The organism is Microbacterium oxydans (assembly GCF_000956405.1).
Classification (GTDB): Bacteria; Actinomycetota; Actinomycetes; order Actinomycetales; family Microbacteriaceae; genus Microbacterium; species Microbacterium oxydans_C.
In genome coordinates, this window is record NZ_JYIV01000030.1 from 249,851 (window position 1) to 263,199 (window position 13,349).

A 13,349-nucleotide genomic window follows, 5' to 3' on the forward strand; every position below is an offset into this window, starting at 1 on the left:
GGACGTATGCGAAAGGAATGGTTTGACCGCGCTCGGTTCGGCATGTTCGTGCACTTCGGTCTGTACAGCACCGCCGCCCGACACGAGTGGGTCCAGAACTACGAACGCCTCACGGACGAGGAGTACTGTCCGTACTTCGAGCACTTCGATCCGGATCTCTTCGATGCCGCAGCACTCGCGCGCACGGCGAAGGCGACGGGCATGGGCTACGTCGTGCTCACGACGAAGCACCACGACGGCTTCTGCCTCTGGGATTCGAAGCTGACCGACTTCACGTCTGTCGCGAACACCGGACGCGATCTGGTGCGCGAGTACGTCGACGCGCTGCGGGCGGAAGGACTGAAAGTCGGCCTGTACCACTCGGTCATCGACTGGCATCACCCCGACTTCACGATCGACTGGAACCATCCGCGTCGCGACGATGAGAACGCGCATGAGCTGAACGTCGGGCGCGACATGGCCGCATACCGCGCCTACCTCCACGGCCAGGTGCGGGAACTCCTCACGGAGTACGGCGACATCGACTATCTCTTCTTCGACTTCACCTACCCGGAGGAGAAGGACGGCTGGGCGGGCAAGGGTCCCGACGACTGGGATGCGCCGGCGCTCCTCGCCCTGTGTCGTGAGCTGCAGCCGGACATGCTGGTGAACGACCGCCTCGGGATCCCCGCCGACTTCGTCACGCCGGAGCAGTACCAGCCGACAGCCCCGATCGTGCGCGACGGTGTGCCGCTCGTGTGGGAGGCCTGCCAGACGCTGAACGGCTCGTGGGGGTATCACCGCGACAACACCGACCAGAAGTCGGCCACGCTGCTCGTGCAGATGCTCGTCGACTCGGTATCGATGGACGGCAACATGCTGCTGAACATCGGGCCGAACGGGCGTGGGGCGATCGCTCCGCGGGACGCGCGGACGCTGGGGGAGATCGGCGAGTGGATGCGTCTGCACCAGGACGCAGTGGTCGGCGCGGGACACGCCGCCCTCACCCCGCCGCGCGAGGGGGTGTACACGCGCAGGGGAGATCGCCTCTACCTGAGCCTGTTCAGTTGGCCCATGGGCTTCGTGCATCTCCCGGGGCTCGCCGGCAAGGTCTCCTACGCCCGGCTGCTCGACGACGGATCGTGGCTTCAGACGAGCGTCTCCGACCCCGACCGCGAGGCGGACCTCATGACACCGGCCGGTGAAGCCGAGGGGACACTGACCGTGCATCTCCCGGTGCGACGACCCGATGTGCTCGTGCCGGTGATCGAGTTGACTCTGATCGAGGGGTGATCCGGCCCGCGCAGGCGGCTCAGGTGGTCGCCGCCGGGATGTCCATGCCCTCGAGCGCGAGTCGGGCCGCCCCGTGCAGGATGGCATCGGCGCCCGTCGCCGCGGACTCGATCCGCAGTCGCTGGGTGGCCAGCGGGTGGCAGGCCTCGTAGACCCGGCTGCGGACGGCCGCGATGAACGGTCCGGATGCGCTCATGCTGCCGGTGAGGAACACGGCGTGGGGATTGAAGAAGTTCACGACCCCGGAGAGAGCCTGGCCCAGGTGGGTGCCGGCGGTGCGGACCAGGGTCGTGGCGAGGGGATCGGCATCGCGCGCCAGGCTGAGCACGTCCGTCGTCGAGCGGACGGCGTCGTTCCCGCGCTCGCGCATCTGTCGGACCAGGCTCGCCCCGCTGGCCACTGTCTCCAGGCATCCGGTGTTTCCGCAGGAGCAGGGGACGTCTCCGCTGCCGTCGATGCGCGTGTGGGTGATGTCGCCCGCGGCCGACGTGGCGCCACGGTGCACGTGCCCGTCCACGATGATGCCGCTGCCGATGGCTGTCCCGGCCTTCACGGTGATGCTGTGGCCGGTGTGCCCGAAACGTTCCCTGTGCTCGCCGAGGGCCGCGAGGTTGGCGTCGTTGTCGACCGCCACGGGTACTCCGTAGCGGGCGGAGAGGTGTTCGCCGACGCGGAAGCCCGGCCAACCCGGCATGCGCGAGGGTTGATCGACGGATCCCGTGGCGATGTCGACCGGACCGGGGAGGCTGATCCCGATCGCATGGACCCTGCCCGTGGCCAGGAGGCGGTCGAACACCCCGGCAAGCCGGTCGAGGGTGGCTTCCGGCCCTTCCGTCACATCGACGGCGATGGATTCGCTGTCGAGGAGGGAACCGCTGAGGGAGTGCCTGCCGATGCGGGCATGTCCGCCGCCGAGGTCTGCGGACAGGACGAAGCCGTCTGCGGCGATCTGGAGGACACGTGGGCGCCGCCCACCGCGTGACGTGCCGTCTCCGGCTTCTCTGAGCACACCGGCATCGAGCAGCGACTGCACGCGGAGACCGACCGTCGACGCGGCCACGCCGAGCGAGGCGGCGAGCTCCGAGCGTGATCGCGCCTCGCCGCGGGCGATGAGGTCGAGGATGCGCCGCGTGTGCGGATCGTCGACGGCGGTGTCAGCGGAGTTCGTCATGAGAGCACTTTCCTGTCGGAGCATCGTCAGCGTATCGGGGGATCGTCGTGTTTCCCGGGAGTTACGAATTATCAAGCTCCGATAAACATCGGATGTTCGGCTTGCGGCCACTTGCGAAGTATGAAACGGTAACTTCATACGAAATCCTACTAGGTTACTTCGACCCGCGAATTAACCAGTTCCCTTTCCAGGAGGCATTCAATGAAGAAGTTGCGTGTAGGGGCTGTCGTCGCCGTCGCCGGCGTCGCGGTCGCGATGACCGGCTGCGCGAGCGGCAGCGGTACGGGTGGTTCGGCGGATGGCGACACCATCGTGGTGGACATGTGGGCCGGGAGCGAGTCGGACGTCGACGCCCTCGAGGCGCAGGTCGCGTTCGCGCAGGAGCAGAACCCTGACATCAAGATCAAGCTGCAGACGTCGCCGTGGAGCGACTTCTTCACGAAGCTGACCACCAACATGGCCAGCGGCAACATGGCCTGCGTCACCGGCATGAGCGGCGCACAGCTCGGTGGCTACACCGGTGGCTTCCGCGAGCTGAGCGATGCCGACCTGAAGACGGCCGGAATCGACTGGGCCGACTTCAACCCGAGCGCCGACGGCATCCTCAGCTTCGAGGGCAAGACCTACGGTGTGCCGTTCGACGTCGCCACCATGCTCGTCTACTACAACCAGGACCTGCTCACCGCGGCCGGCGCTCCGACTCCGGAGATCGGCTGGACATTCGACGACTTCGACACGATCGCCGCCGCCGCGACGAAGGACGGCAAGTACGGATTCGGCATGGGGATGGGCGGCTACCAGTGGATGTCGATGCCGATCGCCTATTCGGCGACGCAGCCGGCCTCCGAGGACGGCACCCTGCACATCGATGAGAAGGCCTTCGTCGACGCGTCGACCTGGTACGCCGAGCTCGTCACCGAGAAGAAGGTCGCCGCGCCCGTGGCCTCCGCTTCCGACACCGGCTGGGGAGAGAACCAGTACACCGGCGCCAACGCGGCCATGGCCGTCGACGGCACCTGGAACGCGGTGAGCTACCTCGACAATGAGTCGGGCTTCGCCGCAGGCATGGTTCCGCTGCCCGCGGGTGCGGACGGCAACCCCGGCCCGATCCTCGGCTCCGGCTACGGCATCTCCGCGAACTGCAAGAACCCCGAGGCCGCGCTCAAGGTCATGGGCTCGCTGCTCGGCGAGGACGCACAGGACTACATCGCGTCGTCCGGTCGCTCCTACCCGGCACGCACGTCCTCGCAGCCGCTGTACTTCGACTCCATCGATGAGAAGTACCGCGACCAGGTGAAGTCCGTCTTCGAGGCTGCGTTCGGCGACACGGTGCCGCTGTACATGACGAAGAACTGGCAGAAGCTCGACAGCTACATCCAGCCCAACCTCGTCAGCGTCTACAACGGCCAGATGACGATGGAAGAGCTGCTGTCGAACGCTCAGGCGCAGTTCGGCGAGTGATCGGGCCTCGGCCACCACAGCAGCAATGCAGTAACAGAGGAAGAAACTGAGATGACGATCACGACGAGACGTCGACGATCGCTCGCCAAGGTGGAGGCCGGTCAGGCGCTGGGATTCGCAAGCCCAGCCCTGATCGGGCTCGCCCTGTTCACGATCGTGCCCGTGGGGCTCTCGATCGTGATGAGCGTCTTCGACTGGCCGACCTTCGGCGAGCGGACCTTCAACGGCGTGGACAACTACGTCAAGCTGTTCACCAGCAGCCCCGACTTCTGGCCGGCGCTGCGCAACTCGGCGGTGTACACCCTGCTGTACGTGCCGTTGAGCGTCGCTCTCTCGCTCGTGCTCGCGCTCGGGCTGAACTCCCGGATCCGCGGTCGCGGAGCGCTGCGGGTGCTCTTCTTCATCCCCGTCGTGACGCCGATGGTCGCGAACGTGCTGGTCTGGAAGATGATGCTCCAGCCGCAGGGGCTCTTCAACGGTCTCTCGCAGACCTGGTTCGGCATCGAGCTGCCCAACTTCCTCGCCGATCCTTCGTGGGCCATGATCATGGTCGTCGTGATGAGCGTCTGGCAGGGACTCGGCTACAACATGCTGATCTTCTCGGCCGCCCTCGAGCAGCTCCCCGAGAGCGTGCTGGAGGCAGCGAGCATCGACGGCGCACAGGGGATCCGGCGGGTGTGGAGCATCATCGTCCCGATGATCTCGCCATCGATCTTCTTCGCCACCATCATGACGATGATCACCTCGCTTCAGGTATTCGTGCAGCCGCAGATGCTCACCGGCGGCGGTCCGGGCAATGCCACGAAGCCGCTCGTCATGTATATCTGGGAGCAGGGATTCACCTTCGGCGATCTCGGCCTCGCCGCCGCAGCCGCGTGGATCCTGTTCGCGATCATCATCGCGATCACCGGGCTCCAGTTCGCCGCACAGAAGAAGTGGGTGCACTATGAGCACTGAGACCCTCGTCCGGCCCACCGGACGCACCGGCCGCGCCGACCGTGAACGCGAGCGCGCACGCGGTGCGGCGACGACCCCCGGTGCCCGTGCCCGCCTGATCCTCGCGCACGTGGCGATCTACGTGGCTGCGCTGATCTTCATCTCGCCGTTGATCTATGCGTTCTTCTCGGCCCTCAAGCCGAACGCGGAGATGTTCTCGATGCCGCCGACCCTGGTGGGCTCCGAACTGCGGTGGAGCAACTTCGTCGACGTGTTCGCCTATGGGCCGTTCCTGACGTACATCATGAACTCCTTCATCGTGGCGATCGGGGGAACCCTCGTCGTGCTGATCGTCTCGACCACGGCCGGATACGCCTTCGGGCGCCTGCGGTGGAAGGGGCGGGACGCGGTGTTCGTGCTCTTCCTCGCCACTCTGATGGTTCCCGCCGAGGTGCTCGTCATCCCCATGTTCCAGGTCATGCAGTGGTTCAACTGGGTCGACACGTATCAGGCGCTCATCCTTCCCTTCGCGTTCGGCGCCTTCGGGACGTTCCTGATGCGGCAGTTCTTCCGCGGCATCCCCTACGAGCTGGAGGAAGCGGCCCGTGTCGACGGCGCCGGCCCCGTGCGGTCGTTCCTGCAGATCATCCTTCCGCTGTCGAAGTCGGCGGTGGCGGTGCTCGCGGTGTTCACCTTCCTCTCGTTCTGGAACAGCTACCTGTGGCCGCTGATCGTGACGGTCGACTACAACGCGCACGGCACGCTTCCGGTCGGACTCGCGAGCTTCGCCGGACTCACCGGCACGCGGTGGGACCTGCAGATGGCTGCCGCCATCATCTCGATGGTGCCGACCACGATCCTCGTGATCGTGCTGCAGAAGCACCTCGTCAAGGGCATCGCGATGGCCGGATTGGGTGGTCGCTGAGCATGATCGGTCAGGAGCAGGGGGCCGATACACTCGTCGGCGACGCCGCCGCATCCGATGCGGCTCTCGTGGGGATCGATATCGGCGGCACCAAGATCGCCGCCCTTCTGGTGGACGGTGACGGCATCGTCCTCGCCCGGGGGAGCGTCGCCGCACCGGCCGCGCTCGGCGGTGTCGCGATGGCGGATGCGGCAGCGACCCTCGCCATGTCGCTCGCAGCGGAGGCGGGAGTCTCTCTGGCCGCAGCCGGGGTCGGGGCGGCCGGAGTCATCGACCACGAGACGGGGACGATCCGTGCGGCGTCGGCGACCTTCGTCGGCTGGACAGGCTTTCCGCTCGGCGATGAGCTGGAGGCACGCCTCGGCGTCCCCGTGCGGGTCGAGAACGACGTCAACGCCTTCCTGCTCGGCGAGGCCGCGGCGGACGGCCGCACGGATCGCGATGTGCTCGGCGTCATGCTCGGCACAGGCGTGGGGGGAGCGCTCCTCATCGACGGCGAGCTGCACCACGGACCGCACGGTGCGGCCGGCGAGATCGGACACACGCCCGGGTACAGCAACTTCATCTGCACCTGCGGCCAGGTCGGTCACCTCGAGACGCTGGCATCCGGCACCTCGATCGCGCTGCGCTACCAGGAGAGCACCGGCGCCTCGGTGCGTGATGCGCGCGATGTCGCGGATCGTGCCCGCCGGGGCGACACGGAGGCGCTCGCGGCGTTCGACTCCGCGGGTCGGGCACTCGCCCTCGCCTGCGCGAGCGCGGCCACGATCCTCGACCTGCCCTGTGCGATCGTCGGCGGTGGCGTCACCGCTGCATGGGACCTCCTCGAACCGGCCATCGAGCGCACACTCGCCACCGACTCTCCGGTGTCGGGCATCCCGCTGCGCATCATCCCCGCCGTCCTCGGCTCGGATGCGGTCGCTCTCGGTGCGATCGAGACGGCCCGTCGCGCGCTGGTCCCCGCGGGCACACGCTGAGGGCCGATCCCCTCGTACGAACATCGCAACGCAAGGAGCACCCCACGTGACCTCACGTCCTGAAGCCCACGAGATCTGGATGGGCCCGCTTCCCCCCGTCCTCGACGGCGGCCTCGCCCTGCCTCGAATCGGCATCGCGGGGATATCCATCGAATCGAGCACCTTCTCGCCCCACATCTCCGGTGACGAGGCGTTCACGGTCCGCACCGGCGAGGCATTGCGGGGGTACTACCCGTTCCTCGACGACGGGCGCGAACTCGCCTCCGCCGCGGACTGGGTGCCGCTGACCCACGGGCGATCCCTCCCCGGTGGCGCCGTCGCGCCGGAGACCTATCGACGGATGAAGGATGCGATCATCGCGGGCATCCGCGAACAGGGTCCCTTCGACGGGTTCTTCTTCGACATCCATGGCGCCATGAGCGTGGTCGGCATGGACGATGCAGAGGGCGACCTCGCGCTCGCGGTGCGCGCTGCCCTCGGCCCCGACACGCTGGTCTCGACCTCGATGGATCTGCACGGCAACATCTCGGAGGTGCTGCGCGACGCGGTCGACCTGCTGACGTGCTACCGCATGGCGCCCCACGAGGACTGGATGAACACCAAGGAGCGCGCGGTGTGGAACCTGCTCGCCCGGCTGCGGGGGCCGCATGGCTCCGACCCGCTGCGCCGGCGCCCCTTCTCCGCCTGGGTTCCCGTACCCGTGCTCCTGCCGGGGGAGAAGACCAGCACGCGGCTGGAGCCGGCGCGCAGCATCTACGCCCAGCTGCCCGAGATCGAAGCCCTCCCCGGAGTGGTCGACGCCTCGGTCTGGATCGGCTACGCCTGGGCGGACGAGCCGCGGTGTCAGGCCTATGTGGTGGTCACCGGGGACGACGAAGAGCTGATCGCCCGGGAAGCCGAGCGTGTCGCGCGGACGTTCTGGGACGCGCGCGCGGACTTCGTCTTCGTGGCCGAGACCGGCTCGCTCGACGAGGCTCTCGACAGGGCCCTCGCTCCGGGAGCACCGCGGCCGTATCTGATCTCGGACTCGGGGGACAACCCGACAGCCGGCGGAGCCGGGGACGTGACTTGGACGCTCGCACATCTGCTGGAACGCCCCGAGCTCACCGACGGCAGCCACACCACTCTGGTCGCCTCGATCTTCGACCCTGGAGCCGTCGCACGGGCCGTCGCGGCCGGCGTCGGAGCCACGGTGTCGCTCGATGCCGGAGCCCGCGTGGATTCCGGTCCCCATGGTCCTGTCACGATCACCGGGAGCGTGTTCTCCATCACGGACGGCGACCCGGATGCGGGCACGCAGGTCGTCATCGCTGTGGGTGGTCTGCACGCGATCATCACCGAGCGCCGCAAGCCGTTCCACCATCTCTCGGACTTCCGGATGCTGGGTCTCGAGCCCACCACCGCGGACATCGTCGTGGTGAAGATCGGCTACCTCGAACCCGAGCTCTACGAACTCGCCGAAGGGTGGACGCTCGCGTTGACCCCTGGTGGCGTCGACCAGGACCTGCTGCGTCTGGGCCACCACCGCCTGCAGCCGGGTGTCTACCCGTTCGACGCCGACGGCGATCCGGACCTGACCGCCACCGTCGTCCGCCGCGGAACCGCAGAGGAGCAGAACGCATGATGAACTTCGAGAAGCGGACAGGCCCCGACTTCGGCGCTGACGCCCCGGTGTACCCGACTCAGGGTGTGCCCGACTGGTATCGGGACGCGAAGCTCGGATTCTTCGTCCACTGGGGGCTGTACTCGGTGCCGGCCTGGGCGGTGCAGCACGGCGACGGCGTGAACATCCCCACCGAGGACGCGTACGCCTGGCATCAGTACGCCGAGTGGTACGGCAACACCGTGCGGATCGCGGGCAGCCCCACCTGGGAACGTCACCAGCAGCTGTTCGGCCCCGGCACCTCGTACGAGGACCTGGCCGATCGGTGGGACGCCTCGGCATTCGACGCGGATGCCTTCGTGGGCGAGCTGGTCGGTGCCGGGGCCAAGTACATCGTCCCCACGACCAAGCACCACGAGGGTTTCTGCCTCTGGGACACGGCGACCACCGGTTTCAACGCGGTCGCACGCGGCCCGCGCCGTGACCTGATCTCGGAGTTCCACGACGCCACCCGCCGCGCGGGGGCGAAGTTCGGCGTGTACTACTCCGGCGCGCTCGACTGGCACGTGAGCGACTTCCCGCCGATCGAGTCCGACACCGACCTGTTCCGCTTCCGTCGCAACGATGCGCACTTCGCCCGCTACTCGGCCGCCCAGCTCGAAGAGCTCGTGTCCCGCTTCTCGCCGGACGTGCTGTGGAACGACATCGAGTGGCCCGACGGTGGCAAGGGGCACGACGAGTATGCGGTCGCCGCCCTCCTGGAGCGATACTTCGCTGCGGTGCCCGACGGCGTCGTCAACGACCGCTGGGGCGTTCCGTATCACGGCTTCCTCACCCGCGAGTACACGGACATCCCCGAGATCATCCCTGAGCCATGGGAGTCGACGCGTGGACTCGGCTACTCCTTCGGGTTCAACCAGGCCGAGGACGAACGCCACTCCCTTTCGGGTGCGGCGCTGATCCGTCTGCTCATCGATGTGGTGGCGAAGAACGGCAACCTGCTGATCAACGTGGGGCCCGCGGCCGACGGTTCCATCCCGGAACTGCAGCGCCGTGCGATGCGTGAGCTCGGCACCTGGCTGCAGACGAACGGAGATGCGATCTACGGCACGCGGCCGTGGATCCGGATGGGGGAGCGCACCGGCGCTCCCCGTCGATACACGACCACCGGGTCGACCGTGCACGTGCATGCCCTCGACCCCAGCGTCGGGACCCTCGACCTGCCTGACGAGCTCGTGCAGTCCGACCTCCGGTGGACCGACGGCAGTGCGGTCGAGAAGGTCGACGGTGCGTCTGAGGTCGTGGTGATTCCCGCGCGTCTGCGCGAAGAGGCCGTCGCGGTGCTGTCCGCAGGCTGAGACGGACGGATCGCGACGAGGCGAGGGCCCCTCCGACCTGCTTCGGAGGGGCCCTCGCCGTATCCATACGGAGTCAGCCCCGCGTGAGTTCCTCGAGCACCTCGATCACGTGACGGTACGGCCGGCCGGTGGCGCGGGTCATGCCGATCTCGCAGGTGCGGTTGGCGGACACGAACGCATCGAAAGCGCCCTGTGCGTGCTCGGCGGCGGCGATCTCCGCAGACTCCTGAGCCGTCGCACTGGCGGTGAGCTCCGGGTGCAGCATGCCGCGGTCGCCCGCGAAGGCGCAGCAACCCCAGCCCTCGGGAACGAACACGTCTTCCGCGACGGCTTCGGCGATCGCGGTCAGCGCTCCCGTGGCTCCGAGAGCCGTCGTGGAGCACGTCGGATGCACGGCGACGGTGGGCAGCTTCGCGGGCACGCTCAGCTTCGGCAGCACCTCGCGCGCCACGAAGGTCGTCGCGTCCTCGATGCGAAGCCCGGTGTATCGGGGATTCTTCGCGACGGCCTGTGCGAGCATCACGTCCAGACCCTCGGTGCAGGAGGCTGCGTCGCACACCACGGGAAGCTCGCCTCCGCGGCTGGCCTCCCACAGCGAATCGAGCACCCGGTCCGACATCAGGGCATAGCCGTCCAGATGCCCCTTCGACTTCCAGGGCGTGCCGCAGCAGAGGCCGCCGTTCTCCTCCGGGATCACGACGGGGATGTCCGCGCGGTCCAGGAGTGCGCGCAGCGCGTCGCGTGAACCCGCACCGTCTCCCTCCGCACCGAACATGGTGCCGATGCAGGCGCCGAAGAAGACGGCCTGCGCATCGGCAGGGGCCGCGGGGCGCGGCGGCTTCGAACCGCCGTGAGGGAGGCCGCCGTCGTAGAGCGGCACGGTGTCGGCCCCGAGAACCGCGCGGCCGAGGTGCGTGACCCCGCGGACCAGAGGGGCGGGGAGGGCATCCGCAACGGTGAGTGCGACGCCGCCGGCGCGGGTGACCGTGCTCCAGTGCTTAGCGGCGGTGCTCCACACCGCGCCCTCGACCGCGTTCGACTGCTCGGCCCGAAGCCGACGCACCAGGTCGCCTGTGTTGATGTCCACCGGGCAGGCCACGCCGCACATGCCGTCGACCGCACAGGTCTGCACTCCGTCGTAGTCGTAGTCCTTCTGCAGGTCGCGCAGCAGTTCGGTGTCGCCCTGCTCCTCGGCCCATGCCATGTCGCGGCGGATCACGATGCGCTGTCGAGGCGTGAGCGTGATGCTCTTGCTGGGACAGGTCGGCTCGCAGTAGCCGCATTCGACGCAGCGGTCGACTTCCTTCTCCACCGTCGGCACCCGCTTGAGGTCGTGCAGGTAGGAGTCGGGGTCATCGGAGAGCACCACGCCCGGGTTCAGGATGCCGTCCGGGTCGAGGAGCTTCTTGATGTCCCACATCATGTCGGTGAGCTCGTCGCCGTACTGCCGGCGCACGAACGGCGCCATGATGCGACCGGTGCCATGCTCCGCCTTCAGCGACCCCTGCTGTGAGAGCACGAGCTCGACGAGGTCGTCGGTGAAGCGCCGATACCGCGCGACGCTGTCCGCATCGTCGAAGCGCTCGTTGAGGAGGAAGTGGACATTGCCGTCCTTGGCGTGCCCGAAGATGACCGAGCCCTCGTAGCCGTGCTCGGAGAACAGCTCGATGAGGCGCTCGCAGGTGTGCAGGAGACGAGGGACGGGGACCACGATGTCTTCCAACAGCGCGGTGGTCCCGGAAGGTCGGGCGCCCGCGACCGCCGTGTACAGACCCTTGCGCACGTGCCACAGCGCCGCGCGCTCAGCCGCGTCCGTGGTGAGGCGAGGGGCGACGGCGAGGGGCAGGGCCTCGAAGTGAGCTTGGGCGGTGGCGCTCGACGTGGCGAGGGCATCTGCGTCCGGTGCGTGCACCTCGACCAGCAGAGCGGCGTGTCCCTGCACCTCGATCTCGGCGATGGCAGCCGGCACGTCGCTCAACCCCTGCGCCACTCGCAGCGAGGCCGCATCCATCAGCTCGATCGTGGCGAGACCCAGTCGCGTGAGATCAGGAAGCGCCGTCATAGCGGCGGACAGCGTCTCGAAGACCAGCAGGCCGGTCGCGATCGCCGGGCGCACCTCGATCGTCCGGAAGCGCGCCTCCGCCACGAAAGCGAGGGTTCCCTCGGAGCCGATGACGAGGTGCTCCAGGATGCGCACCGGGTCGTCGAAGTCGAGAAGTGCGTTGAGCCCGTAGCCCATCGTGTTCTTCATCGAGAACTGCTGACGGAGGAAGGCGACGTGCTCGGGGGAGGCCAGCAGACGCTCCCGCAGGGAGAGCAGCCCTTCGGTGATCGCAGGTTCCGCCACGCGGAGCACCTCGGTCGCATCCGGGCGGCCGGTGTCGAGGATCGTGCCGCTGGGAAGCACGATCGTCATCGACGCGATCGTCCGGTACGAGTTCTCCGTGATCCCGCACGCCATGCCGCTGGAGTTGTTCGCGACGACCCCGCCGATCGTGCACGCGATCTCGCTCGCCGGGTCGGGGCCGAGCTTGCGGCGGTACCTCGCGAGTCTGGTGTTGACCTGGCGCACCGTCGCCCCTGGCCCGACACGGACCGACGCGCCCTCGTCCTCGACACGGATGTCGCGGAAGCCGCTGCGGGTGTCGACCAGGATGTCCCCGCTGACGCTCTGACCTGAGAGGCTCGTGCCGCCCGAGCGGAACGTCATGGTGCGTCCGGCGGCTCTGACCGCCCCGAAGGCACGGGCGACGCCATCCGCATCGGCGGGGGAGAGGACGGCATCCGGGATCAGCAGGTAGTGGGATGCGTCGTGGGCACGAGCGAAGCGATCGATCGAGCGCGAGTGGACCTGCGTCGTCGGTCCCAGCAGCGCGGGATCCAGCGGCTCGGCGAGGGTGGTCGTCACGGTGCTCCTCTGCTCCGTCGGAATATTGTCAGACAAGTGTACCGACTGTGCGATGCTTCGATAGGCTGACCGGATGACCACCCTTCCGGAAGCGCCGCTCGGAGTGGTCGGCGTCGTCGATGCCGTGACTGTGCAGCTGCGCGGTCGCATCCTGAGCGGTGAGATCCGCTCCGGCGCCCCGATCACCGAGGCCGCGGTGTCGCAGACCTTCGGTGTGGCCCGTCCGAGCGCGAAAGCGGCGATCGAGCAGCTCGTCGCCAGCGGCCTACTCGTGCGCACCGCGCACCGGAGCGCGCGCGTCGTCGACATCGACTCCGTGACCGTGCGTGACGTGTATCGCACCAGGACACGTCTGGAGAGCGCGGCGCTGCGTGAGCTGGCGACGACGAGGACGGTGCCCGCTGCGGCGCTCGCGGCGAACGCGGAGATCCTGGCGATGCCGGAAGGTCCCGACCCGGCGACCGTCGATCCCGACCTCCGGTTCCACACGGCACTCATCGACGCACTCGACAGCGAGCGCACCGGCCGCATGTACCGCAGCGTCCTCGACGAGGTGCGGCTCTGCATGGCGCAGGTGCAGGGGCGCCGTCTGCTCGATGCCGCGGACATCTCCGCACAACACGCCGACATCCTCGAAGCCGTCGCCTCAGGGGATGGGGAACGGGCGGCCGCGCTGCTCGAAGCCCACCTGTCGTCTGCGGAGGAGCGACTGGTGGAGGCGCTCGACGCGGACTAGCG

Annotated in this window: 10 protein-coding genes; 8 read left to right on the top strand and 2 right to left on the bottom strand. The window is 68.1% G+C overall.

Features of this window, described 5'->3' with window-relative positions; genetic code table 11:
- The first annotated feature begins 42 nt into the window (after positions 1-42).
- The gene (locus tag RN51_RS16575) at positions 43-1,272 is read left to right on the top strand and encodes an alpha-L-fucosidase (RefSeq protein WP_231579336.1); all 1,230 of its coding nucleotides are present in this window, start codon (positions 43-45) and stop codon (positions 1,270-1,272) included.
- Between the two features lie 19 nt (positions 1,273-1,291).
- On the opposite strand, the gene RN51_RS16580 is transcribed toward RN51_RS16575, so the two are convergent.
- Positions 1,292-2,443 (bottom strand): ROK family transcriptional regulator, encoded by a 1,152-nt coding sequence (locus RN51_RS16580; RefSeq protein ID WP_045265138.1) that lies wholly within the window; start codon positions 2,441-2,443, stop codon positions 1,292-1,294.
- A gap of 201 nt (positions 2,444-2,644) precedes the next feature.
- On the opposite strand from RN51_RS16580, the gene RN51_RS16585 reads away from it, so the two are divergent.
- The 6 genes from RN51_RS16585 (at position 2,645) to RN51_RS16610 (ending at position 9,703) form a co-directional block, all read left to right on the top strand.
- The gene (locus tag RN51_RS16585; protein WP_045265139.1) at positions 2,645-3,904 is read left to right on the top strand and encodes an ABC transporter substrate-binding protein; all 1,260 of its coding nucleotides are present in this window, start codon (positions 2,645-2,647) and stop codon (positions 3,902-3,904) included.
- Between the two features lie 51 nt (positions 3,905-3,955).
- Positions 3,956-4,861, top strand: a complete 906-nt coding sequence (locus RN51_RS16590) for a carbohydrate ABC transporter permease (RefSeq protein WP_045265140.1) — start codon at positions 3,956-3,958, stop codon at positions 4,859-4,861.
- On the top strand, positions 4,851-5,765 hold the full coding sequence (locus tag RN51_RS16595) for a carbohydrate ABC transporter permease (protein WP_045265141.1): 915 nt from the start codon (positions 4,851-4,853) through the stop codon (positions 5,763-5,765). Before RN51_RS16590 ends, RN51_RS16595 begins: the two co-directional genes overlap by 11 nt.
- A gap of 2 nt (positions 5,766-5,767) precedes the next feature.
- Entirely contained in the window at positions 5,768-6,742 is a 975-nt protein-coding gene (locus tag RN51_RS16600) for an ROK family protein (RefSeq protein WP_082066636.1), read from the top strand.
- A gap of 79 nt (positions 6,743-6,821) precedes the next feature.
- Complete coding sequence (locus RN51_RS16605) at positions 6,822-8,366, top strand: M81 family metallopeptidase (RefSeq protein WP_331454254.1); 1,545 nt, start codon at positions 6,822-6,824, stop codon at positions 8,364-8,366.
- The gene (locus tag RN51_RS16610; RefSeq protein ID WP_045265143.1) at positions 8,363-9,703 is read left to right on the top strand and encodes an alpha-L-fucosidase; all 1,341 of its coding nucleotides are present in this window, start codon (positions 8,363-8,365) and stop codon (positions 9,701-9,703) included. Before RN51_RS16605 ends, RN51_RS16610 begins: the two co-directional genes overlap by 4 nt.
- Before the next feature lie 73 nt (positions 9,704-9,776).
- Here the strand turns inward: RN51_RS16610 and RN51_RS16615 are convergent, their stop codons facing one another.
- Positions 9,777-12,611, bottom strand: a complete 2,835-nt coding sequence (locus tag RN51_RS16615) for an FAD-binding and (Fe-S)-binding domain-containing protein (protein ID WP_045265144.1) — start codon at positions 12,609-12,611, stop codon at positions 9,777-9,779.
- A gap of 73 nt (positions 12,612-12,684) precedes the next feature.
- Between RN51_RS16615 and RN51_RS16620 the strand changes: the two genes are divergently transcribed.
- Positions 12,685-13,347 (top strand): GntR family transcriptional regulator, encoded by a 663-nt coding sequence (locus RN51_RS16620; protein WP_045265145.1) that lies wholly within the window; start codon positions 12,685-12,687, stop codon positions 13,345-13,347.
- Positions 13,348-13,349 lie beyond the last annotated feature (2 nt).